Consider the following 25,787-nt stretch of genomic DNA (forward strand, 5'->3'; position numbering starts at 1 on the left):
GCGGATTGGCCTCCAGGACCTAGAGCTTGGTCACTACTCCACCATAAACACAAGTGCTCAAACACGAGCACTTGTGTTTATGGTGGAGTTTTTTTATTTCCAATTTTAAAATTCAAAATCTGAAAGGAGCCTGAACCGTGACGGATAAGGCGATCAAAATTACATTAAACGGACAGGAACTGAGAACCAAAAGCAGTGCAACCATTCTTGAAGTGATCAACGAAAACAATATTGCCCATCCCCAACTGTGTTACGTTCCCGAAGTGGATCCGATCCGCACCTGTGACACATGTATCGTGGAAGTAGACGGAAAGCTTATGCGTTCCTGTTCAACCCTTGCTACAGATGGAATGGATATTCATTTGCATTCGGATCGCGCGAAAGCGGCCCAAACCGAGGCTATGGATCGTTTGCTGGAAAATCACCTTCTCTACTGTACAGTATGCGATAACAACAACGGTAATTGTACTTTGCATAACACTGCAGAGCTTATGGAAATTGAACATCAAAAATATCCGTATCGACCGAAGGTTGACCCTACAGGAGTGGATATGTCCCACCCTTTTTACCGCTATGATCCCAATCAATGTATTGCATGCGGCCAATGTGTAGAGGTATGTCAGAATCTTCAGGTCAATGAAACATTGTCCCTCGATTGGGAAGCCGAACGCCCTCGCGTGATCTGGGACGCTGGGGTTGCCATTAACGATTCCTCCTGTGTCAGCTGCGGTCAGTGTGTAACGGTCTGTCCATGCAACGCCTTGATGGAGAAATCCATGCTGGGAGAGGCTGGCTTCATGAGCGGCATAAATAAGGATTTGTTAAATCCGATGGTGGATTTAATTAAGGAAGTGGAGCCAGGTTACAGCGGAATTTTTGCAATTTCGGAAGCCGAAGCAGCGATGCGTGAAACCCGCACGAAAAAAACAAAAACCGTCTGTACGTTTTGCGGTGTAGGTTGCAGCTTTGAGGTTTGGACCAAAGGTCGCAAAATTTTGAAGGTACAGCCTACCTCTAAGGGGCCTGTTAACGGCATCTCGACCTGTGTTAAGGGGAAATTCGGCTGGGATTTTGTGAATAGCGATCAGCGTTTGACCTGGCCGTTAATTCGTCAAGGAGACGAATTCGTGGAAGCAACCTGGGAAGAAGCCTTGAGCCTGATGGCCAGTAAAATGGGAGCGATTAAAGAAACCTACGGCGGCGAGGCACTCGGCTTTATTTCTTCATCCAAATTTACCAATGAAGAAAATTATCTAATGCAAAAGCTGGCTCGTCAGGTGTTTCAAACGAATAACGTTGATAACTGCTCACGATATTGCCAATCTCCTGCATCATGGGGGTTGCAATACACCGGAGGCATCGGTGGGGACAGCGGTACGATCAAAGACATTGCCTCAGCAGGCTTGGTCATACTGGTCGGCTGTGCGCCGGGAGAAGGACATCCAGTGCTGGCTACCCGTATCAAACGTGCGCATAAGCTGCATGGTCAAAAGTTGATCTCCGTCGACCTGCGCAAGCATGAAATGGCAGAACGCGCAGATCTGTTCATGCGTCCGAAGCAAGGTACTGATTATGTGTGGTTATCTGCTGTAGCCAAATACATCATTGAGCAAAACTGGCATGATGCTAAATTCATCGAGGAACATGTAAATTTCTATCCTGAATATTTGAAATTGCTGGAGCGTTTCACCCTGGAATTCGCCGAACAGGAGACCGGCCTTTCCAAAGAGACGCTGATTCAGGTAGCAAACATGATTCACGAAGCAGACGGCACAGCCATTTGCTGGGGTATGGGTGTGACGCAGAACATCGCGGGCTCCTACACTTCAATTGCAATTGCCAACCTGCTGCTGGTGACTGGCAACTTTATGCGTCCAGGCGCAGGCGCATATCCGCTGCGCGGACATAACAATGTTCAGGGTGCTGCCGATATGGGCACAATGCCGGATATTTTTCCTGGCTATCAGCCTGTAACAAACGATGCCATTCGTGCCAAGTTCGAAGCGGCTTACGGCGTACAAATTCCAAGTCAACGCGGGCTGGATAACATTCAAATGCTGGAAGCCATTGAAACAGGTAAGCTCAAAGGGATGTATATTGCTGGGGAAGAGATGGCTTGGGTGGATGCGGACTCCAACCATACCCAAGAAATGCTGGCGAATTTGGATTTCCTTGTCGTGCAGGATGTATTTCTAAGCAAGACAGCTGAATTCGCTGATGTTATTTTGCCAGCTGTACCTTCACTCGAAAAAGACGGCACTTTCACGAACACCGAACGTCGTGTACAGCGTTTATATGAAGCACTGCGCCCTGTGGGAGACAGCAAACCGGATTGGTGGATTTTCAGCCAATTTGCCAAGCACATGGGATTTGATTGGGATTACAGTCATCCGAGCGAAATTTTTGAGGAGATGGCGGCGCTCACCCCATTTTTCTCCCAATGTAATTACGACGTATTGGAAGGCTGGAACAGCTTCCATTGGGGATCACCGGACGGCAGCAACACACCGCTCCTGCATACCAACGGCTTTAACTTTCCAGATAAAAAAGCACGCTTGGGACTCTTCGAATATGTACCACCAAAAGAGTACCCTGCTGAATTCGATCTGACCTTAAATAATGGTCGACTGCTCGAACAGTTTCATGAAGGAAATATGACGACCAAATCAGCAGGCATCCAGCTCAAACTGCCAAAAGTATTTGTGGAGGTGTCCCCTGAATTGGCTGAAGAGCGCGGAGTCACAGACGGATCGCTGGTTCGACTGGAATCTCCCTACGGTGCGGTAAAGCTGCATGTTCTGGTGACGGACCGGGTGCAAGGAACAGAAATTTATGTGCCGATGCACTCTACCAGCCATGAGGGAGCTGTCAATCTATTAACAGGTGGAGCATTCGATGTGATTACCCGTACACCGGCCTATAAACAAACCAAAGTACGGATGCAAGTTTTGGAGTTCGATGGTCAAAATCCGCTCCCAGATATCAATCCTCGTTATAAAAAGCGGCATCCGCAAAATGGGGTTGAGGTGGATCGTAAGTGGAATCGTCCGGGTTACATCGATTTGGTAGATCAAAAATAAGGAGGTCAAACGATGGCTAAGCCTATTTCAATTGTGAGAAAACGTGTTTTGACTGCAGAAGAACGGCAAAAACAATCGCTGGATCAACTTACTGCCAATCTGGCAGATAATGGGGAGGCATTGCAGAAGACGCTTGAAATTGTACGCGAACTACACGACAGCGGTCTGCTCGAAGCAGCTCAGTCTATGCTAAAAGCCAAAGAAGCCATCGCCCAAATCGCTGTGGGACAAGCGACACGCAAGCCTGTAACGAATGTGATCAATAATCTGATGGGTGCAGCAGGAATGCTGTCCGAGGTAGACCCCGAGCTGATGAAAAAACTGGCAAGCAGCGTCACTACAGGTCTGAATGAAGCCGAAGAGCATCTAAAGCAGAATAAAAAGACTCGGCTGCGCGATCTTATGAAGGCCATGAATGACCCGGATGTAAACAGGGCAATGGGGTTCGGTATTCATTTTCTCAAAGGCATGGGAAAAGGTTTGTCTGATCAATAGTTTAATAGACATGAAGATTGAAGACGTCTAACCACAGACAATAAAAAGAGCTGGCTCCGAAAATGGGAGCAGCTCTTTTTATTTATTTTTTATCCACTTGCAACAACGTCACCGTTTTATGAGAAACGGCATCTTTTATTTGCTCGTCTGCGATGACCTTAAGCTTTAGCAAGCTGGCAATTTTTGAAGAATCCGGTTTTGAAAACAATCGCCATAGTTGAGGATCGGGCAATGCATCATACAATCTCGCATGATCGTATTCCTTGCGCTGCTGTTCTACAATCCTGACCCGGTAGTTGCCAATTTCCCAATCGGATACTTCCTGCTGTGCACAATGAGCGGTAATGTCATTACGCAAATCAGCCAATTCGCCTTCAATTTCTTTTTGCTTTTGCTTCAACTGGTAATAGCGACGCACCTTGTTTTCCAATTCCATCACGCTCCTCTGCTTACATATGTATGTTGGCAGAAGCGTTTTAGGACAAGTTTATAACGTTAGAATAAAAGGTGTAACTGTGACTGAGACAGCATTTCCCGGGTAATGGCAACGTCGATCCATTGAGCCTTCATCATTCAAACTTTATTTAGGTATATTTGTCCTTGAAGTTATAGGCCCTGCTTTCTTAGAATCCTCCTTTCGCTTCATATAATTGGCCCAGTATGCCGTCAGAATTGGCACCAAAATGGAGGTCACTATGACCGAAGCGGCTACTAATGCCGTTGCAGATTGCGCAACAGGCAAAAATTCAGGCTTGATATTGGCAACAATGACTGGATTTGCTACTGCTGCGCCTGCTGTGCTGGAGGCAGCAATCCCTGCCGTACCGTTGCCACCACCAATATATTTATCTGCCAGAATCAGGGGAATACCTGTAATGAAAATGACAGAAATACCCAATAGAATACCTAGCACACCTGTCTGGACAATAACACTCAGGTCAATGGAACAACCCAGTGCAAAACCGAAAAATGGAATCAGAGCCTGTGTCGCGTTCCCAAAATATTTGCGGAAATCATGATCCAAGTTGCCCAGCGTAAAGCCGACCAAAAATGGTAATACGGCCCCAACAAATGTTTGTGGTTCAAAAACGGCCAATCCCGTACTTCCTAGAATAAGCATGGTCACCAATGGACCTGATTCCAGGGACATCAGCACGAATGCTCCTGCCTCTTCCTTGGAACCATATTGTTGCATAATAGAGGCGTAGAGCCCGCCGTTCGTCATATCCATAGCCGAGATCAGCGCCAATACGGACAAGCCTGCAAATAGTCCACTTTCTACGCCGCTAACAGGTAGCAATCTAGACGCAATAATCGCCACGACCCAGGCGACTGCGATTTTAGTCAATACGAGCGTTCCTGATTTACGCAATACGGTACCTGTCGCCCGCACATCTATGGAAGCGCCCATACAAAAGAACCACACTGCCAAAATGGGTACCGTACCGGTCATCAACCCTTTGGTAAAAGATCCAAAATAATCGCCTGCCCATGGAGTAAACGTATGAAGAAGTGCGCCAATAAACAGCGGCACCAACATGATGCCCCCTGGAATCTTATCGATGTTTTGTTTAATTCTCATAACTTCATTCAACCCTTTCGTTTTTGCCAATGCAAAAACAAGGCCGTTTTACTTGCGGCTTAAGCCCAGTTCAGGAATTAATTTGGCGAAAGTATCATGACTATCCTTCAGTTGACGTGCGAATGCCTCTGCATCCTGGACACGCAACCCTAACCCATGCTTCCGCATTTCTTCCCTGAATTGCTCGTCTTTCGTCCCCTTGATCAGTGCATCCGCCAGCGTTTGAGCCACTTCATTCGGTGTATCCTTGGGTACAGCCAGCCCTCTCCAGGTGCCGATAAAATGGACACGCAGCCCAGTCGCCTGCTGAAGGGTTGGCACCCTTGGAAACGCTTCCGAAATAGTATCTGCCTGGATCGCCAATATGCGAAGTTTTCCTTCGTCCACGTATTTCTTCACTTCTGCGGGACTGACAGGTACAGCATCCACGAATCCGCTCATTAACGCAGAAACGGCGGGGCCTGCTCCCTCATAAGGGATATGGGTGAAGCGGACTCCGCTTTTCTGCTCCAGCATCGCAGCAGCGAGGTGCCAGATACTTCCTGTGCCTGCATTCCCCATTTTTAGCTTGCCTGGATGAGTCCTAGCATCCTCCAAAAATGCCTCCGCTGTCTCCCACGGGGCATCCGCCCGGACCGTAATAGCAGAAGGGTCCATATTCGTTTGAAGCAGCGGTTTAAAGCGCTCATAGGTGATCGGCAGCAGCCCCAAATGTGGCAATGTAGTCAGTTCAGCGACCAGATACGTTACGGTATAACCGTCCGCCTGCGCCTCAGCTCCCTCCATCAGCCCCACAGAACCGCCGCCGCCTGTTCGATTAACGACGATGATCGGCTGTCCGAGATGCTTTTCGGCGGCTTTTGCCAACGCTCTTGCGGTAATATCCGTACCACCCCCCGCTGCATATGGAACGACAAGTGTTACTGGCTTCGCAGGAAATACACCACGGCTGTGATCTTGAAGGGTGCGGTGATCTACATACTCACTGATACTCAAGGCAGAAAGCATAGCCACTCCTGCCGCAACCAGCACATATTTTTGCCATGACTTTTTCTTCATTACCTTTCCTCTTCTCCACAATTGAACTGGGCCCATCATCTTGCGCCCGTTGTCACCTCCAACGTTTTCGGTCATATTGTTCACGCTTACATGAAGTCAATGTACCGCAACGTGGAGATCCACATCCATCATCTAATTTTTGTGTTTATCTTCAATTTCACCAAAGCATCGATTTTCTGACCGATCTGCATATTCATTAGAAGATTTGTTGATTTGTCTGAACTTCCCTGGGGTCACTTGTTTATACTTGCGGAATACACGAATAAAGCTGTTCTCGTTTCGATACCCGACCTGCTCTGCAATTTCACCAATTTTCAAATGCGTTTCACACAGCAATATGCATGCCTTTTTGACACGTAATGCTGTCAAATAGTCATATACGGTAGTTCCCGTTTCCTCCTTGAACATGCTGCTCACTGAGGACACGCTCATGTGAACATGAGCCGCAATTTCCTGAAGCCCGATGTTCAGATGCAGATGATGTTCCATATATTCGATCATCTCTTGTACACGTACAAAATCTTTGGACTGTTGGCGTCCGTGCCACTTTTCTTCAATATCAGTCAACATGATGGCTAGCAGAGCCTCAATGTCTTGAAGGTCTAGCGTCAAAATCTGATTCCAATGATAATCAGCAAGCTGATCAGGTGGTGTCACGCTCTGAGTGGCACACCATTTTAGCAAATCTTCCAGCAGTTCATGAACAGATAGGTAGACCTGGTTTGGGGATGTCCTATAGTGTCGAAGTTCTTCTACCCACTGGCTGACTAGCTTTGCACTTGCACCAGGTTCCTGTGACTCCACAGCACGAATCAGATCCACACGCCGATGGTTCAGTAATCTTGCATCCTTAGCCTGATCCTGTGGCTGCACATCCATTATGCAATCCTGTTTCACATTTATGCTGCTCCTATTCATATGTGACCGTCCATACCCCTCGTACAAACGCAAATTAAGCGCCTCTTTTCCCTGTATAAAAGACGCCCGTACCTCTTGAATATCTGTGACCTTATGGCCAATCCCTACCGAAATAGTCATGGGAAGATACTCACCGACCACCTGAATTAGCCTGTCAACGCCCTTGCGAAGCCATGCTCTCTCTTTGGCTGCTCCCTCCGCTCCAACTTCATCTATATTCTCCCTGAGCTGCAACAGGACAACCAGACCACTCTCCTCCTCCGGCGCACTGACTGCTTTCCACTGAGGCTCAAGCAATTCCAGTAAAATATTGTTCAGCGCATATTTGAGCAGCATTTTGTCCTCTTCTGGAAAGCTTGCGGTCCACATAGAATACCGATCAATCGACACGACCATAACAACCAAAGATTTACCGTCCCAATCGGAAAAATACTGCTCCCATTTCGTACGCATTTCCTGCACACCCATTCTACGCTGGAAGACATCTTCTATATATTTGGATCGCAGCTCCGGCAAGCTTCGCTCTACCACCAATGATTTGCGATGAAATTCTCTAACTAACTTGCTAATCACGGGTTCCAGGTCATACAATCCTCCCTGGCGTGTTCCCTTATTGCCTGAATTCAGGAGACTATTAATTTTTTTCATGGGGCGAAAAGCTGCATAATTATAATAGTACACCGCTGAGCACCCAGCCAGAATAGAGATCAAGGCCAGCCACAGCATCATATTACGCGCCAGCTTCACATTTTTCAGTAGCTTGTCCATCGGTACGAGGGATACTAGACGCCAGCCCGTGACATCGGAGAAGGTCTGGTTCGCCATGTATTCCATATCTCCAATTTCTACATAAGCATAAGGATTCACATCCAGCTCTTTCACAACCCTGCCCATATCATTTAAGGGTAAGGACGATCTTAGTTTGGGATAGATCAACTCCCCCTCCAGATCATAGACATATTGCGAGTTGGATAAATGAATATACAGTTTGGAAAAAAAACGGTCGTAATCCAGATTGATTAACACCGCACCCATGACCTGTCCATTCTCAACTATAGGCCTAGCCAGTGAGAGCAGCTCTATCGTGCCATGTTGTTGATCCGTGCCATACCATCTCCGCTTAATCAGCAACGGCTTTTTTGGGATGTCCTGAATCCAGGGAACCCAGGTTGTATCCGGTGCTTGATTCCAATCGGGAAAATAACCATAATTGCTGGAGATAAGAGCATGATTGTCCAAAGAAATGATATCAACCGAGTGAATTTCTTCATGCGAAGAAAGGGTTTTCAAATATTTCTGAAGCCGTTCTATGACAGTAGCGTTGTTGGATAACGACTTTCCATCCTTTGAGACACGTACAAAAGGCGCTACATCCGGATGATAAGCCGCATCCAGCGCCTTGTTATCTGATTCACGAAAAGCCCGATTGGTCACATCCAGATTGATTTGCAACAATTCTATATTGGGTGTGTTCAGCTCAGTGTCCAAACCTTCACGATATCTTGAATACGATAGCAAGTCGATCACGCTGATCACGAGCGACACGCACAGGGTGAGCAGCAAAATCAGTCTTGTCTGCTTATTTTTCAGTATCAATCGAAGCTTAAGTCGCAGCATTTCTGTAACTTCATCCTTCCGGTATACGCTATCCATCTTCCTATAACCCACATCATCAGATGAGATATTACCTTTTACATCTATTTGACGCATGAAGTGGAATTTCCTGCCTATATACATCAAACTTAGCAAAAGTTACATCATTCAAATAAAAAAGAAGAAGTCTCCCTGTAGAGGGTGAACTTCTTCTTTATGTACTACTAATATTGATTGTTCAGCATAGATATCCATATTATAATGTTAGCTCGTCTTTTCCACCTGAAAACGATCCAGCTCCCGCTGCATTTCCTCGCGAATCTGGCGGAGCTCCTTTACCTTCTCAGCCGATTCCTCGAAGGAACGCTTCTGCTCCACCGTGGAAGCCGTAATCTCTTCACTGCCTGCGGCGGACTGCTGGGTGATTGCACTAATATTTTCGATAGCTTGCTGCACCTGTACACTCAGTTCTCGCGATACATTCATGTCCATGGATAACTTGCTGATTTGGCCAGCAATTTGCTGCACTTTGCCACTAATCTCTCTGAATGATTCTCCGGTGGAGGAGGTTGCCTTCTCCTGCTCGCGGAACAGTTCCTGACTTTGCTGCACAGAGGTCTTTACCTTATCCATAGCCAGCGTGATGCCCTCAACAGCGGTATAAATTTTCTTTACAGCAGATTCAGATTGATTCGCCAGCTTTTTCACTTCATTGGCAACCACCGCAAAGCCTTTTCCCGCTTCACCTGCACGTGCAGCCTCAATCGAAGCATTCAAGGACAACAACGACGTCTGGCTGGCAATTTCAGATACATAACCGGTCATCGTCGTGATCTCAGCTGCATTAGATTCCAGCTCCCTAACGGTTTGCTCCACTTCGGACATTGCTGAGCGATTCTCCGCAACGATTCGCATTTGGTCCGTCATGACACGCGTCCCCTGCTCAATGACAAGCAAAGCATCCTCACTATACGCGGTGGATTGCGTAGTCTCCAGCAGATTGGATTCAAACTTCTGCTGCATCTCATCTACAACACCAACCGTCAACGAAAGGTCCTCAGCAATTTTCTGACTACCTATCGCAAGTTCCTCTGTTGAGGTGCTGACTTGTGTCACAATCTCCTTCATGGCCTCATTGTGCTGATCAATATCCCGAGCCATCAGATCGACACGATTACCCGCCTGATCAATGGAGAGTACAATGCTGCGCAAATTCCCGATCATAACACGGAACGATTCATTGAGTTCGTCCAGCTCATCGCGGCCCTTGGTTTGAGCGAGTTGAACGGTTAAATTTCCTTCAGCAATTTGCTTCGCAGCCTCCGTTAACTTGCGGGTTCTCAGCGCAAGCTGCCTGGAGGTATATGTATTGTATAGCCCAACCGCCACCAGAAGTAGAACTGCACCTGCCAAGGCCAATTGCCAAGTAAAACGAATACTCTTGGTCAACTCTTCTGTGTATTGGTCGTAACGCGCCTTGGTCAATAGATCCAGCATAAATACATCGTTCTGAATCCCCTGGGCACGCATGGCCTCTCGTTTGGACTCCGGGCTGTTTTGAGCACTCATCGCTTTTTCCGTTGCTGCTTTCAATTGGCTGAATTTAGTTTTAATCGTATCCAGTCGCTTTTGCTGCGCTTCGGTCTGCATCATGCCTTGTGAAAGCAAAGCAATTGTCTTTTCAGACTGAGACAGCTGATTTTGCACATCGGCTTTGTTGCTCTCTGTCATCGAAGTAGAGTAATTTTGCAGCGCCTGCCCTGACTGAATCAGATAGGCATTGAGCTGCTGTACATTCAACATGGCCGGAACAAGATTACTGCTCTGAGCGTTAATACGTAATAATTCAAAAATGATATAAGCTACTAAAGCCAGGCAAGCGATCAGGGAAATCATCGCGTTTAGCACCAGTTTTCCTTGCAGTTTCATCAGCATTCATCCTCCGTTGTCGAACATTTATTGGGTAGGTACAGTAAGTGTGCCGGATTTGATTTTTTCCATTAAATCATCCATCACCTTTTGCTGCTCCGGCTTCAGTGTCACGATACGAATAGGCGCCAAACCTATACCATTTTCCGCAAGCCCAAACACCATGTCCTTCTCTGTAAATGTTCTTTGATGCTCTGCAAAGCCTTTGACGACTGTATAAATTGCACTATCTACATTTTTAATCATCGAGGTCACTACCGCTTTTTCCGCAATAAAAAACTGGTCGCTATCGACCCCGATGGCGAATTTGTGCTGCTTTTGTGCTTCCTGTAATGCACCTACACCGGTTAGTCCTGCTGCTGCAAAAATGACATCAATCTGATCCTGATTAATCATGTCATTCGCAATTTTTGTTCCCAGCTCCGGCTTGCCAAAATCCCCTGCATACGTTGCCGTAACTTTGGCATTCGGCTTGACTGATTGCACCCCTGCGCGATACCCAACCTCAAACTTTTTTAATAGAGGCGATTCCGCTCCTCCGAGAAAACCCACCTGTTCGGTGCGACTCGTCAAACCGGCAACGACCCCAGCCATAAAACTTCCCTCTTCTGCTTTGAATGAAATAGAGGCCACATTCGGTAAATCCGACTTCTCATCCACGATTAAAAATTTACGATCCGGGTACTTTTTGGCAGTAGATTCCAAACTATCCTTCACCATATAACCCAGTCCAATGATTAAATCGGCTTTTTCTTGGGCAAGCTGCTCAAAAGCTGCATCATACGTCTTGGTCTCCGTGATTTCCCGGTATTCAAAAACAATCTTTCCTTCATCCCGTGCCTTGACCAAACCTCGAAAAGCAGCGTCACTGTAAGATTGGTCACCCAGACCGATATCTGACAGCACGATTCCCACTTTAATGGGCTGGGGCTTGGTTTGTGCGGCCGATTGCCCACATGCACTTAGCAATAATGCAAAGATTATAGCCATGGGAAGCCACCTAAAAGTTAATAATACAACTTGCTTTTTCATGACTTATCACCTCATCCTAATTTGGAAATTCCCAACATCTTTATATCGGTTATAAAAGCAGATTTTTTCATAAGAGTTTCTGTAAATTCATTGTTAATAGAAGTGTGATAAGCGTGATGCTTTTGTTCCTTATGTAAAAAATGTATATTTTGTACTGTTTTTATTATACGAACTGTCTAAATTCATTGATTTCCGTTTATCTCGAAAGATTAAAGTGTAATTTCCATTGAAAAACCTAGGTAGTTTGAAACTGAAACTATCACTCTAGTTCTATTTGAAAGGAGCAACATTTAAAATGACTTCAACCCCTTTAATTCCACAGCCTAAAACTTATGGCCCCTTAGGTAATCTACCCTTGATCGATACACATGCCCCTGTCCAGTCTTTGGTTAAGCTTGCTAATGAGTACGGTCCCATTTTTCGCATGGATCTGCCTGAAGGAACGAACATTTATATTTCCGGCCATAAGCTGGTCGCAGATGCCTGTGATGAATCCCGTTTTGACAAACAAGTGTGGGCTCCATTACAAAAGGTACGAGCTTTTGCCGGAGACGGACTATTCACAAGCTGGACTGAGGAACCGAACTGGCGCAAGGCCCACCAAATATTGCTGCCAAGCTTCAGTCAGCGGGCCATGAAGGGTTACCACAATATGATGCTTGATCTTGCTGTTCAGCTGGTACAAAAATGGTCGCGGCTCAATCCCGATGAAAGTGTAGAGGTACCGGAAGATATGACCCGGCTGACCTTGGATACCATCGGATTATGCGGCTTTAATTATCGTTTTAACAGCTTTTACCGTGATCAGCCCCATCCGTTCGTGACCAGTATGACACGCGCACTGGATGAAGCGATGAGTCAGCTGCAACGCCTCAATTTGCAAAACAAGCTGATGTTATCGAAGAAAAAGCAGTTTAAACACGACATCGAAACGATGTTCTCTCTGGTGGACAGTATTATTCAAGAACGCAAAACCACGGGCAACCAAGGGGAAGAGGATTTACTGGCACGTATGCTGGAGGGCAAGGACCCGGAAACCGGTGAAACGCTGGATGATGAAAATATCCGCTATCAGATCATCACCTTTCTCATCGCCGGTCATGAAACGACCAGTGGGCTTTTATCCTTTGCCATTTACTATTTGCTTAAAAATCCGCGGACGCTAACCAAAGCATATGAGGAAGTAGATCGCGTGCTCACCGATTCGCTGCCTTCCTATACTCAGGTGCGTGAACTCAAGTACATAAGGATGATACTGAATGAAGCTTTGCGACTGTGGCCGACAGCGCCCGCCTTCTCTCTCTATGCCAAAGAAGACACGCTGCTAGACGGAACCTACCCACTTAAAAAAGGGGACAGCGTCAATGTGCTCATCCCGAAACTGCACCGTGATACCGAGGCTTGGGGCGATGACGTTGAGGAATTTAGACCGGAACGCTTCGAGGACCCATCCGCCATTCCGCAAGATGCCTACAAACCGTTTGGCAACGGTCAACGCGCCTGTATTGGACAACAGTTTGCCCTACAGGAGGCCACCCTTGTGCTGGGGATGGTACTAAAACATTTTGAGCTGATTGATCATACTCATTATGAGTTGAAAGTCAAAGAAACGCTTACGCTCAAGCCAGAAGGCTTCACCATTCAAGTACGTCCACGCAGCCCACAGACTACCGTCATGCTGCCAGGAGCTGCTCAAGAACTTCATGAAAAGGAGGAACAAAAAGTTGCAGCCCCTCATGCCAAAAAGCATGGTACCCCTTTGTTATCTTTGTACGGCTCGAATCTGGGTACAGCTGAGGGACTTGCAGGCGAATTAGCCGATTCAGGTCGGAATTGGGGTTTTAACAGTAGCATAGCAACTCTCAATGATTGTGTGGAGAATTTGTCTAAAGAAGGCGTGGTACTTATTACGACCGCATCTTATAACGGACATCCACCGGATAATGCGGATGCCTTTGTAAAATGGTTGGAGCAGGCAGGCGAGGGACACTTGGCAGGCGTAAGGTACGCTGTCTTTGGTTGTGGCGATCGTAATTGGGCCAGCACATATCAGCGCATTCCAAGAAAGATCGACGAGCTAATGGCTGCCAAAGGGGCAAAGCGACTGTATGACCGGGGTGAGGGCGATGCCAGTGGTGACTTCGAGAAGGATTGGGAAGCCTGGAACCACGGCTTATGGCCGGAATTGCTGAATGCTTTCGGGATAGAGCACAGTGATACAGAGCCACAGGACACCAATAGTCTGAGCATAGAGTTTGTAAGCGGCGTACTTAGCGCTCCTCTGGCGGCCAACTATGAGGCAGCTACTGCCATTGTTACCGTCAATCGTGAACTGCTTGCTGCTGAAAGTGAACGCAGTACACGACATCTGGAAATCAAATTACCAACCGAATTATCCTATCGCGAGGGTGATCATCTTGGTGTATTGCCGCGTAATCCCGCTTCGCTGGTGAATAGGGTGATGCAACGATTTCATTTACAGGATCAAGACTATATCGTCTTGAGAGGCAGTGACCGGGATGCGGCACATCTCCCTTTAGATCGACCTGTAAGCGTAGAAGATTTGCTCACTCTCAGTGTGGAACTGCAAGAACCGGCGACAAGAGCCCAGTTACGGCAGCTGGCATCCTTTACAGTGTGTCCACCGCACAAGAAAGAAATCGAAGCTTTGCTGGAGGATACTACCTTTGATCAAGAAATACGACAGAAGCGCGTCACAATGCTGAATATTCTGGAAAAGTATCCAGCCTGCGAGTTGCCATTTGAAAACTTTATCTCGCTGTTACCCCCACTCAAGCCTAGATACTACTCCATCTCCAGTTCTCCACTTGAATCGGAGCATTCAGCGAGTATAACCGTGGGCGTCGTGCGTGGACCAGCCCGTAGCGGACAGGGTGAATACCTAGGAATTGCCTCCAATTATTTGGCACAGCTCCAACCAGATGATCCCATTGTGATTTTTGTGCGTAAGCCTCAGTCGGGCTTCCGTTTGCCGGAAGACCCGTCCGTGCCTGTCATCATGGTCGGTCCGGGTACCGGGGTGGCACCATTCCGCGGCTTCCTCCAAACACGCCATGCACTTAAGGAGAGAGGGGAACAGCTCGGCGAAGCTCATCTATACTTTGGTTGCCGTAATCCAAAGCTCGACTATCTGTACAAGCAAGAGTTACAAGCCTGGGAGCAGGAAGGAATCGTGACGCTTCATACAGCCTTCTCACGTCTGCACGATCAACCCAAAAGATACGTACAGCATGTCATGAAGGAAGATGCAGACACTCTGATTCACTTGCTTGATAAAGGGGCTCATCTGTATGTATGCGGTGATGGCAGCCGTATGGCTCCCGATGTAGAAAACACCCTATGTGCAGCTTATGCGGAAGCACATCATACCAGTAAAGAAGAGGCACAGCAATGGTTGGATCGTCTCCAACAGGAACAACGCTATGCCAAGGATGTCTGGACAGGCATCTAATGATAACAGTATAAGAGCAGCAACATATTCAAAAATAAAAGGGACTGATTACTGAGCTTCAAGCTCGCCGCCAGTAGTTCAGTCCCCTTTATAATTATTTTCTACTCCATTTGGAAGCGATCACCTCTGCCTTACTTTCTATTACATCCATAACCTCCTCCCGGCGCTTTGACTTGAACAAATCTATCATGTCTTCCAGATCACTGCGGTCCAATAATTTTACTCCGTTGACAGCTGCAAGTGTTTTACAAGATTCCGTATAACGACCGGAGGTGATAACAACTGACTTGTCCGCCGCGTAATAACGCATAGAGGTGTAAATTTCCTGCACTGCACCCAAGCCGACCGGATGTTGTACAGCGTAACGCTTAGCCTGAATCACGACTCTGGCGCCTTCACGGTCTGTAAATACCAGATCCGCTCCAAAATCCCGACTGCTGGTCGTTTTATAAATGTCCTTATAGCCAAGTGCGGATAACAACCGCTGCAAGTAAAGCTCAAATTCCGAGCCATCCTCCATACGATCAATATCCTGAATTCCGATTTTGCGTGGGTCAAGCTCTCGTAAAATCCGATTCCGGCGACCACGCATTATTCCCCTGATGATGAGCACAAGTAATAATAGTAATACAATGAGTCCTATTCCTAATTCCTTATATGCCGATATTTGCTCCAGCAGCATCCTTCTTCCCCTTTTCTACAGCAGGCATGCAGACGGTATATTCCCTTAGTTGAGTTACCGTTACCACCTATCACACAGATACAGTTTACACAAAAGCAACCCCGCCGAATTCGACGGGGCTGCCTTCATTTTATCTCAAAGTTGCCAACATTCTAACTCTGCAATATTATTCGCGATTCAGCAAAGATTCTCCGGCAATACCAGGCTGAGTCATCTGATACGGGTCCAATATAATGTCCAATTCTTCCTCGGTTAGTACATTATACAGCAGACACAGCTCACGTACCGATTTGCCAGTCGTAATTGCTTCGCGGGCAATGCGTGACACGACCTCATATCCGAGATGCGGATTGAGGGCTGTAATAATACCTACACTGTTCTCCACATATTCACGGCACCGCTCCACATTTGCTTCAATTCCTTCCACGCAATGAATGCGGAAGACATTGAAGCCCTGCTTCATAATTTCCAGCGATTGCAGCAGATTGTAGACAAGTACAGGCTCCATCACATTCAGTTCCAGTTGACCCGCCTCCGAAGCCAGGCAGATCGTATGGTCATTACCAATAACCTGAAAGGCAATTTGGTTAATGACCTCACACATCACCGGATTTACCTTGCCGGGCATAATGGATGACCCCGGCTGACGAGCAGGCAGACTCAATTCTCCCAGACCAGCGCGAGGTCCTGAAGCCATCAAGCGGATGTCATTGGCCACCTTAGACATATTCATCATACATATTTTCAAGGCAGCAGACACTTCAGTATAGGCATCCGTATTTTGTGTGGCATCTACGAGATGTTCATCTGCTTCCAGAGGAAAGCCACTAACCTCTGCCAGTACCTCAGCGACACGCTGAATATAACGACGGTCTGCGTTCAAGCCTGTACCCACCGCTGTTGCACCCATATTAATGGTTAGCAGGTGATCTTTGGTTGCACGGACGCGTCCGATATCACGGCCCAGTACGCGCGCATAAGCCTGAAACTCCTGTCCTAGTCGGATTGGCACTGCATCCTGCAAGTGGGTTCTACCCATTTTAATCACACTATCAAACTCAATAGCCTTGCGGGAAAATGCTTCCTGAAGCTCGCTCATGGTGGCTAACAGCTTGTCAATCATACTCAATACAGCCAAGTGTACGGCCGTAGGAAAAGCATCGTTTGTTGATTGCGCCATATTCACATGATTATTAGGACTGATCTCCTGATAGTCTCCTCGCTGCTTGCCGATCAGTTCTAGTGCCCGGTTCGCAATCACTTCATTTGTATTCATATTAATGGACGTGCCTGCGCCGCCCTGGATCGGATCGACGATAAAATGATCATGCAACTGCCCTTGAATGATCTCGTCAGCAGCCTGGATAATGGCCTCTGCCTTGGAGCGATGCAAACGGGTTAGTTCCATGTTTACCGTCGCTGCTCCCTTTTTTACGATCGCCATGGCTTTAATCAACTCAGGATGCAATCGTTGGCCTGTGATTGGAAAATTCTCTTTTGCCCTTAGAGTTTGTACACCGTAATAGACATCTGACGGCACTTCCTTGGTTCCTAAAAAATCATGCTCCAGCCTCATATTCTTTGATTCCTCCGCTGTATTTGCTACATTCTTCAATTCAGTACAGTCAAATGATATAAAAAGACCTTTTCGGATCTCCTCTTCATTATACGTTCCGATTCCCGTGCTTTACCAGTCGAATAAACGCGGAAAAAGGTTATGTAACTCTTTGAAAAGTTATGATTACCCGTATATCCCACGGTTATTCGGTAAATGCTCAGTTATGACTGGAATACGGATTTAATGACTTATAATAATATCGAGTGGCATGCAGTTGACCATCGGCTGATTGAGCATAGCCCGGTATAACACCAGCTTCCACAAACCCGATCGACTCGTATAGTCTATTAGAAGGATCTCCTACCCGCGTATCCAGCACCAGTAAGGTTCTATTCAGATGCACTGCCTCTTCTTCGGCTGCCTTCATTAACTGGCGTGCAATCCCAAGCCTGCGTCCAGACGGATGCACCATCAGCTTTGCAATTTCTGCACGATGTGTAGCGTTTGCTTTTTGTGCCAACTGAAGCTGAACTGTCCCAACAGGTACTCCGTCCTTCTCGGCTATCCATAGAACTACACCGTCCTCAAGCACACTGTTCCAATAAGCTGCTGCTTCCTGGTACCCCAGTGGCGGTAAGAACCCTATAGATGCACCATCAGCAACCACGTCGATCAATAGCCGGCTTAATGAATCTGATAATACTTCGCTAATCTCTTGAACAGGGTAGATTCCTATTTCATTAGACATTGCAGTTCCTCCCGATAAGATCAATAACACGCAAGAAAGAAAATAAACTATCTTTTTAGGATAGCTTACTTTCCATGATACATCATTTGCTTTATCACTCTTGCTTCTATTGCTGCTCAGCCATATAAAATAATTCCCACAGATGACCATCCAAATCCTGAAAGCTCCATCCATACATAAAACCATGATCTTGAGGCTCATTTGAGGGTTTGCCGCCTGCTTCCAAAGCTTTGCGAACGATCTCGTCTACCTTTTCTCGACTCTCCACCGAAAGAGCAACAATCGCTTCTGTGCTTTTCGTGGCATCTGAAATTTCCTTTGTAGTGAACGCTTTAAAACGTTCTTCAACCAATAGCATAACAAAAATATGCTCACTAACAACCATGCAGGTTGCATGTTCATCAGTGAACTGAGCGTTGAATTCAAATCCAATTGTAGTGAAAAAATCAATGGAGTGTTGCAGGTTTTTAACTGGTAGATTCACAAAAATTTGTTTAGCTGTTACTCCCACGACGCCTCACCTCTTCCTTCTACTTTATCATACGACTTCCACACAAAAGATAACTTAACTATCTTATAAAGTCAATCAATCTGACATTTGTAGCTGAACTAACAACCCTTACCTTTCCCGTAGCCTTACACCAAGAATAGGCTTGTACGCCAAAATCGCCTCAGATGTTTTTCCATCCTAAATCAATTGATCATCAACTCTTGGATATAGAAGCTGTTCCCCTCCCCAATTTTTCTATGATTACGCTTACAAACATATCCTATATTTAAGATACCACAAATTAGCCAATTTAGTACCTTAATTATGTAAAATGAATTCTTCTTGCCGTAGCATAATCAGATCATATTATTGTAAACTTGTTCTAATACAGAAAAAGGTGGCACACACGCTATGGAGCATTTGCTTAACGACCAGGTCAAAAATATTCGAATCAGCGGCATTCGCAAAATCGCCAATAAAGTTGCCGCATTACCCGGAACTTTGTCATTAACGATTGGACAGCCGGATTTTCCTACCCCTGCGCATATTATGGAAGCTGCCCATCGGGCGATTGATGAAGGACGAACCACTTATACACCTAATCCGGGACTGCCGGAATTACGAGAAGCCGCAGCAGCATTTGTAGCCCGCAAATACGGTCTGAATTACCGTGGACTGGATGAGGTTATCGTGACGAACGGAGCCAGTGAAGCGCTGGATATTACTCTTCGTACGATTTTGTCACCTGGAGACGAAGTTATTTTACCTGTACCGATCTATCCAGGATATGAGCCATTAATCCGTTTGTCAGGCGGCATTCCCGTGTTGGCTGACACCCGTAACAGCGGCTTCAAGCTAACGGCAGAGGTAATGGAACCTTATCTGACCGAGCGGACAAAGGCAGTCATTCTCGGTTATCCCTCGAATCCAACCGGACGAGTGATGAGCCGCAAAGAACTGGAAGCCGTTGCGGATTTGCTCAAGGAACGCGATTTGTTTATCATCTCGGATGAAATATACAGTGAACTGATTTACGATACACCGCACGTATCTATTGCAGCTCTTCCAGGTATGCGGGAGCGTACCATCGTTATTAACGGCCTGTCCAAATCACATTCGATGACGGGATGGCGCATTGGTTTTACACTTGCACCCGCTGAGATTACACAGCACATGGTCAAAGTGCATCAGTACAACGTGACCTGCGCTAGCTCAATTAGCCAATATGCAGCACTGGAAGCCCTGACCGTCGGGGTGGATGATGCACTTCCGATGCGTGAGGAGTACCGCAAACGTCGCGACTATGTACACAAAAGGCTGACGGACATGGGAATTCCGTTGGAGAAACCCGAGGGAGCCTTCTATCTTTTCCCTTCCATCGCCCATTTTGGATTAAGCTCGATGGACTTCACCTTGAAGCTGCTGGAAGAGCAAGGAGTGGCCGTCGTGCCGGGAGATGCCTTTTCTGCCTATGGTGAAGGTTACATTCGCTTATCTTACGCTTATGGACAGGATGTGCTGGAGCAAGGGTTGGATAAAATAGAGAGGTTTGTTAGAGGAATGGTGAGGGGTTAAGGTGGTTAGAGGCGCTACGCAGTCCATTTGATCTTCCGATCGCCGTTGCTTCTCCAGATTTAAATGGCCCGCTTCGCTCACCGCCCGCCTTAAAGTCCCTCATTCCGCTAACATATGTGGGAGACGTAGGGTAAAAAAATACCCACCATATCGCCCGGTGGGTAAAAAAACAGGCCCTTGAACCTCCTAAACGGATGGTTCAAGGGCCTGTTCGATCTTCCTACTCCCTCACACCGTCGGTGTGGGATTCATAGGTACGTCTTTAAGCACGGCGCAGCGTAGGGGGCGGAATGGTGCTGGACAAGCGAAGCGGTCGCCTTTAAATTCCGATTTTCGCCTTTATGCGGTAATCATAAAAATCGGAATTTAACAGCGATGGTAAACACCATCCGCCTCCGCAGCGACCTTTAAAGCGCGAACCTGATCCACACGCCACTCTCCTATTTTAAATGCATTTTGAATTGCAGAAACAATTCGTTGTAGTGAGCGAGCATTCGCTTGCCCAGGTTGTCGTATACTTCCAGCTTATCTGTAATTTCAGATGGAGGATAGAACCGCTCATCGCCAGAGATATCTTCAGGCAGCAATTTCTTTGCATCCTTATTCGGCGTGGAGTAACCTACAAATTCAGCATTCTGGGCGGCTACATCGGGCTGCAACATGAAATTAATGAACTTATTGGCCGCGTCTACATGAGTAGCCGTTTTTGGAATAACTATATTATCGAACCACAGATTGGACCCCTCATCTGGCACGATGTAATCCAGCTTATCGTTCTGATCCATGATTTCGGACGCATCACCAGACCATACAACTCCAGCAGCAGCCTCCTCGTTGGCCAGCAGCATTTTAATCTCGTCGCCAACCACAGCCTTGACGTTAGGTGCCAGCTTCTCCAGCTTCGTCAAAGCTTGCTGCAAATGCGCCTGGTTTGTATCATTCAAGGAATAGTGGAGACTGTTCAATGACATGCCCATAATCTCCCTAGCACCATCAACCAGCAACAGGTTATTACGCAGCTTCGGGTCCCACAGGCCATCCCAGCTATGAAAATCAATACCTTTCGTCAACTCCGGGTTATACACTATCCCGACTGTACCCCAAAAATACGGAACCGAATATTGATTATTGGGGTCAAACGAAAGGTTTAGATAATGAGAATCTACATGCTTCAAATTCGGCAGCTTGCTATGGTCCAATGGGAGCAGCAGATGTTCCTGCTTCATTTTAGCCAAAGCGTATTCCGAGGGCACCGCTACATCAAACGAAGTTCCTCCCTGCTCGATTTTCGTCAGCATCGCCTCATTGGAATCAAATGTCTGATAAATGACGGTAATCCCCGTCTCCTTCTGAAACCGTGCCAGCAGCTCCGGGTCAATGTAGTCTCCCCAGTTGTATACCGTCAGTGTGTTCCCACCGGAGTAGCCTTGGCTGGAATTCAGCCACGCTGCCACGCCCATCAGGCCAAATGAGATAATAAAAATGGACAGAAACACGCGCACAAGCGACTTCATCTAGGCACCCCCATTTCCGCCGCAGGCTCTTTTTTTTCATTACGATTCGCCTTGCGCATAATAAAGTAGTAACCTACCACGAGCAGCACAGTAAACAGGAAAATGAGCGTGGACAGCGCATTGATCGACAAGGAAACCCCTTGACGGGCTCGTGAATATATTTCTACCGATAAGGTCGAATACCCACTTCCTGTCACAAAAAAGGTCACCGCAAAATCATCCAGCGAGTACGTTAACGCCATAAAAAAGCCCGCATAAATTCCTGGCTTGATAAAGGGCAAAATTACCTTAGTCAATACGTCCAGCCGGCTGGCACCCAAATCACGTGCAGCATCGACCAGAGATGGACTCATTTCCTGAAGCCGCGGCAAAATCATAATGACCGCAATCGGCACACTAAACGCAATATGGGATAACAAAACGGAGTAAAAACCCAGCTTAATGCCAACCATCGTGAACAAAATGAGGAAGGAAGCGCCGATAATAACGTCCGGGTTCACGATCAGTACGTTATTGAGCGACAGCAGCGTATTTTTGACTCGGCGGTTCTGCATCTGATGAATAGCCAGCGCACCCATGATACCAATAATCGTAGCCAACGCAGATGAGAGCAAAGCAATGACCAAGGTGTTAATAACAATAATGATCAGGCGAGTGTCTGCAAACACCTCTTTGTAATATTGAAGTGTAAAGCCTTCAAACTCGTGCATGGTCCCACCGCTGTTGAAGGAATAGTACATCAAATACAAGATAGGCGCATACAACACGAGAAAAACAAGCATCAAATATATATTTCCGAATCGATTTTTATTTACCATGCCGTACCCTCCGTTTCGTTCCCGAGGTGAGCAGCATAATGATAGCCATCGCCAAAATCAGGAACACAGCAACTGTAGAGCCCATCCCCCAGTCCTGAGTAACTAGAAAATGCTGCTCTATCGCCGTCCCCAGCGTAATTACACGGTTACCTGCAATCAGACGGGTAATCATAAACAGCGACAACGCCGGAATAAACACAGCCATACAACCGGATCGCACACCTGAAAGTGTTAACGGGAAAACAACCCTGCGAAATGCAGTCCATCTGGAGGCTCCCAAATCACGGGCTGCATCCAGCAGTGAAGGGTTCAAACCCTCCAACGCATTATAGATGGGCAAAATCATAAAAGGCACAAATATATATACAGATACAAATACAAAGCTGGAACTGGTAAACAAAATTTGCTGACCACCCAACCCAACCATGCCTAACACCGCATTCACCGGACCATAAGTTCCGAAAATGCCGATAAAAGCATACGTTTTGAGCAATAGGTTAATCCAGGTCGGCAAAATAATGAGCAGCAACCACAACTGCTTATGCTTGGTGCGAGTGAGCAAATATGCCGCCGGATACGCCACGAGCAGTGAACATACAGTGATCAGAAATGCATACCAAAATGAGCTAAGCGTCATGCTTAAATAAACAGGCGTCAAAAACTGAGCGTAGTTGCTGAATGTGAAATGACCATCCACATCAAATAGTGAATAGTAAAATACAAGGACTACTGGAGCCGCCACGAACAGCACAATCCATAAATAGTAAGGCAGCAGATACGCTGCTCTAGTATTACCGGACATGCTGCTCCACCTCTTCATAGGCTTCCAGACGCCGATCGAATTCTTCTTCTGTCTCCCCAAACCGCATGACATGAATGGCTTCCGGGTCAAATTTTAGACCGATTTCACTGCCCAGCTCCGCCTTTTTGGTAGAATGCACCAGCCACTCCTGACCTGAATCATCATAGCAGCTTATTTCGTAGTGAACTCCACGGAACAATTGGGTATCCACCTTAACACGCAGCTTGCCTTCAGCCACACTAGTAATCTCCAAGTCCTCGGGACGGATCACAATTTCAATCGGCTCGTTCGGACGCAACCCTCCGTCGACACATTCAAACTGTCGACCGTTAAACTCCACTTGGTAATCCGCGATCATACGTCCAGGAACAATATTCGATTCGCCGATAAAATCAGCCACAAACCGATTAATCGGCTCATCATAGATATCATTTGGCGTACCGCTTTGCTCGATCTTGCCTTTGTTCATGACAAAAATTTCGTCCGACATGGCCAGCGCTTCCTCCTGATCATGCGTAACGAATATAAAAGTGATTCCAAGACGCTGCTGCATTTCACGCAAAATATACTGCATCTCTGTCCGCAGCTTTAAATCCAGTGCCGACAATGGTTCATCCAACAAGAGAACATCAGGCTCATTGACGATAGCACGTGCAATGGCCACACGCTGACGCTGGCCCCCGGACATCTCGGAAATTTCCCGTTCGCCGTAGCCTTCCAGATTGACAAAGGACAACGCCTGTGTCACCTTCTCTTGGATGTCCTTTTTGTTCATTTTTTTGATCCGCAGACCAAAGGCTACATTTTCAAACACGTTCAGATGTGGAAATAGCGCATAATCCTGAAAAACCGTATTGACCTGCCGCTCATTGGCTGGAACACGATTAATAAGTTTTCCATTCAAATAAATAGAACCTTCTGTTGGCTCTGCAAAACCTGCAATCATACGAAGAATCGTCGTTTTACCGCAGCCGGAAGGACCTAGCAATGTATAAAATTTACCACGCTCAATCTCAAAGCTGACATCCGCCAGCACCGGGGGATCGTTGTCATATTGTTTGGTCACCCGTTCAAATCGGATGATGGTTTGCTCTCCCATAACACCCTCCTTCAAAGATTCGACTTCATTCCATTCATTCTGTTCATTAAACAAAATTACTCAGGGCGTATCATTCACCCTTGAGACTTCCATGTAAAATAGTCTGTCAGCACACGGATGGCTACTTCGATCGCTTCCTCCGCAGGCTCCAGCTTGGCATGGTGCAAGCCATAAGGCGTATCCACGCCAAGCCAGAACATCAGACCCGGAATTCGCTCCAGAAAATACCCGAAGTCTTCTCCGGTCATCGCCTCTCCGCATTCAACAAGCTGCACATCCTGCCGATTCCTGACCCAGTTCATGAATTCCTCAGTCACCTTGGCCTCATTGTACACCTGCAAATAATTGGAGCCATAATGAATCTCTGCTTGACATTCAAATCCAGCTTCCACACCGCGCACCAGCGCTTCAATCCGCGATTTAACCAGTGTCATCGTATCAGCAGACAACGTGCGGATCGTACCTTCCAAACGAGCGGTTTCCGCGATAATATTTTGCTTCGTGCCGCCGCTAACCTTGCCAACCGTAATAACCGCTGCATCCAGTGGATTCACATTACGAGCTACAACCGTCTGTAGTTGCCCCACCAGCTGACAAGCAGCTACCACCATATCATTCGCCTTGTGCGGGTAAGCCGCATGCCCGCCCGTACCCTTGAGGTCGATGAAAAGCTCCGACGTATTGGCAAATAAGATACCCGGGCGAGTGGCGATGGTGCCCACAGGATATTCAGGAGCAACATGCAATGCGACAATTTCATCCGGTATCCAGTCAGACAGTTCTATGCTGTCCCGCATAGGCAGGGCTCCGCCAGGTCCTTCCTCAGCTGGTTGAAACAACACAACCAGATCATCCTTGATCGGATGGCTTGCAAAGTGGGTCACAATTCCCAAACCAATTGTCATATGTAAATCGTGTCCACATGCATGCATGTAGCCAGGATGGGTCGAACGAAAATCATACCCTGTCTCTTCCTCAATCGGTAAACCATCCATATCACAACGATATCCATAGCGGCGTTCAGGAGCCGTTCCATGAATGAATACTAGAACCCCCGTTCGCCATGTACGAATCTCCATTCGCTCCTGAGGGAGCGTTTCCAAGTATTCCAGCAAATATCGTTGTGTTTTATATTCCTCAAACCCAGGTTCGGGAATTTGGTGCAAATCTCTTCGTATTTGAACAAAAGAACGATAATCGACCGTACTCATTTGCTGCTACGCCTCCTTTTATAGCTCATCCGTTCTTAGCTGGCAAAAGAACAAAAGGACAAAAGCCCGGCGCAGCCGCCGAGCCTTGTCCGTTGTGCTTCGTCCCTAAGTTATGCTGTCAGTGCATCAT

General features: G+C 46.9%; 19 protein-coding genes. 4 read left to right on the forward strand and 15 right to left on the reverse strand.

The genetic code is table 11. The features are described from left to right. Window positions 1–137 precede the first annotated feature (137 nt). A complete protein-coding gene (gene fdhF / locus FKV70_RS19305) occupies window positions 138–3,080 on the forward strand; it encodes a formate dehydrogenase subunit alpha (RefSeq protein ID WP_142613887.1) in 2,943 nt (980 codons plus the stop codon). 12 nt (window positions 3,081–3,092) lie between these two features. Then, entirely contained in the window at window positions 3,093–3,575 is a 483-nt protein-coding gene (locus FKV70_RS19310; protein WP_063210010.1) for a helical membrane plugin domain-containing protein, read from the forward strand. 82 nt (window positions 3,576–3,657) lie between these two features. Here the strand turns inward: FKV70_RS19310 and FKV70_RS19315 are convergent, their stop codons facing one another. The 6 genes from FKV70_RS19315 to FKV70_RS19340 form a co-directional block, all read right to left on the reverse strand. Next, window positions 3,658–4,011, reverse strand: a complete 354-nt coding sequence (locus FKV70_RS19315; protein ID WP_064795978.1) for a hypothetical protein — start codon at window positions 4,009–4,011, stop codon at window positions 3,658–3,660. 144 nt (window positions 4,012–4,155) lie between these two features. Beyond that, window positions 4,156–5,157, reverse strand: coding sequence for a 2-keto-3-deoxygluconate transporter (kdgT, locus tag FKV70_RS19320; protein ID WP_142613888.1), 1,002 nt, complete (start codon window positions 5,155–5,157; stop codon window positions 4,156–4,158). Between the two features lie 48 nt (window positions 5,158–5,205). Beyond that, entirely contained in the window at window positions 5,206–6,216 is a 1,011-nt protein-coding gene (locus tag FKV70_RS19325; protein WP_142613889.1) for a tripartite tricarboxylate transporter substrate binding protein, read from the reverse strand. A 132-nt stretch (window positions 6,217–6,348) separates the two neighbouring features. Further along, window positions 6,349–8,787 carry an AraC family transcriptional regulator gene (locus tag FKV70_RS19330; RefSeq protein WP_142613928.1) on the reverse strand — a complete coding sequence of 813 codons (2,439 nt, stop codon included), beginning with the start codon at window positions 8,785–8,787 and terminating at the stop codon, window positions 6,349–6,351. A gap of 204 nt (window positions 8,788–8,991) precedes the next feature. Further along, entirely contained in the window at window positions 8,992–10,656 is a 1,665-nt protein-coding gene (locus FKV70_RS19335; RefSeq protein ID WP_142613890.1) for a methyl-accepting chemotaxis protein, read from the reverse strand. A 27-nt stretch (window positions 10,657–10,683) separates the two neighbouring features. Then, entirely contained in the window at window positions 10,684–11,688 is a 1,005-nt protein-coding gene (locus FKV70_RS19340) for a BMP family lipoprotein (RefSeq protein WP_142613891.1), read from the reverse strand. Window positions 11,689–11,983: 295 nt separating this feature from the next. On the opposite strand from FKV70_RS19340, the gene FKV70_RS19345 reads away from it, so the two are divergent. Beyond that, complete coding sequence (locus tag FKV70_RS19345) at window positions 11,984–15,160, forward strand: bifunctional cytochrome P450/NADPH--P450 reductase (RefSeq protein ID WP_142613892.1); 3,177 nt, start codon at window positions 11,984–11,986, stop codon at window positions 15,158–15,160. Window positions 15,161–15,254: 94 nt separating this feature from the next. Here FKV70_RS19345 and FKV70_RS19350 read toward each other — a convergent pair whose 3' ends face one another. The 4 genes from FKV70_RS19350 to FKV70_RS19365 all read right to left on the reverse strand — a co-directional run bounded on the left by FKV70_RS19350 (window position 15,255) and on the right by FKV70_RS19365 (window position 18,659). Then, window positions 15,255–15,842: a restriction endonuclease gene (locus FKV70_RS19350; protein ID WP_142613893.1), complete on the reverse strand. Its 588-nt coding sequence runs from the start codon at window positions 15,840–15,842 to the stop codon at window positions 15,255–15,257. A gap of 166 nt (window positions 15,843–16,008) precedes the next feature. Then, a complete protein-coding gene (gene aspA, locus FKV70_RS19355; RefSeq protein ID WP_142613894.1) occupies window positions 16,009–17,418 on the reverse strand; it encodes an aspartate ammonia-lyase in 1,410 nt (469 codons plus the stop codon). A 199-nt stretch (window positions 17,419–17,617) separates the two neighbouring features. Continuing rightward, window positions 17,618–18,148, reverse strand: a complete 531-nt coding sequence (locus FKV70_RS19360; protein WP_142613895.1) for a GNAT family N-acetyltransferase — start codon at window positions 18,146–18,148, stop codon at window positions 17,618–17,620. Window positions 18,149–18,254: 106 nt separating this feature from the next. After that, complete coding sequence (locus tag FKV70_RS19365) at window positions 18,255–18,659, reverse strand: VOC family protein (RefSeq protein ID WP_063210001.1); 405 nt, start codon at window positions 18,657–18,659, stop codon at window positions 18,255–18,257. A gap of 390 nt (window positions 18,660–19,049) precedes the next feature. Here FKV70_RS19365 and FKV70_RS19370 point away from each other — a divergent pair, with 390 nt between their 5' ends. Continuing rightward, entirely contained in the window at window positions 19,050–20,213 is a 1,164-nt protein-coding gene (locus tag FKV70_RS19370; protein ID WP_142613896.1) for an aminotransferase A, read from the forward strand. A gap of 440 nt (window positions 20,214–20,653) precedes the next feature. On the opposite strand, the gene FKV70_RS19375 is transcribed toward FKV70_RS19370, so the two are convergent. From FKV70_RS19375 to FKV70_RS19395, 5 genes are all read right to left on the reverse strand, one after another. Further along, a complete protein-coding gene (locus FKV70_RS19375) occupies window positions 20,654–21,727 on the reverse strand; it encodes an ABC transporter substrate-binding protein (protein WP_142613897.1) in 1,074 nt (357 codons plus the stop codon). Further along, window positions 21,724–22,545, reverse strand: a complete 822-nt coding sequence (locus FKV70_RS19380) for an ABC transporter permease (RefSeq protein WP_142613898.1) — start codon at window positions 22,543–22,545, stop codon at window positions 21,724–21,726. Before FKV70_RS19380 ends, FKV70_RS19375 begins: the two co-directional genes overlap by 4 nt. Further along, complete coding sequence (locus tag FKV70_RS19385; protein WP_142613899.1) at window positions 22,535–23,347, reverse strand: ABC transporter permease; 813 nt, start codon at window positions 23,345–23,347, stop codon at window positions 22,535–22,537. Before FKV70_RS19385 ends, FKV70_RS19380 begins: the two co-directional genes overlap by 11 nt. Then, window positions 23,337–24,446: an ABC transporter ATP-binding protein gene (locus FKV70_RS19390; RefSeq protein ID WP_142613900.1), complete on the reverse strand. Its 1,110-nt coding sequence runs from the start codon at window positions 24,444–24,446 to the stop codon at window positions 23,337–23,339. Before FKV70_RS19390 ends, FKV70_RS19385 begins: the two co-directional genes overlap by 11 nt. A 74-nt stretch (window positions 24,447–24,520) precedes the next feature. After that, window positions 24,521–25,657: an N-acetyldiaminopimelate deacetylase gene (locus FKV70_RS19395; RefSeq protein WP_142613901.1), complete on the reverse strand. Its 1,137-nt coding sequence runs from the start codon at window positions 25,655–25,657 to the stop codon at window positions 24,521–24,523. Between the last annotated feature and the right edge of the window lie 130 nt (window positions 25,658–25,787).

Source organism: Paenibacillus ottowii (assembly GCF_006874425.1).
In the GTDB taxonomy this organism is placed as follows: Bacteria; Bacillota; Bacilli; order Paenibacillales; family Paenibacillaceae; genus Paenibacillus; species Paenibacillus ottowii.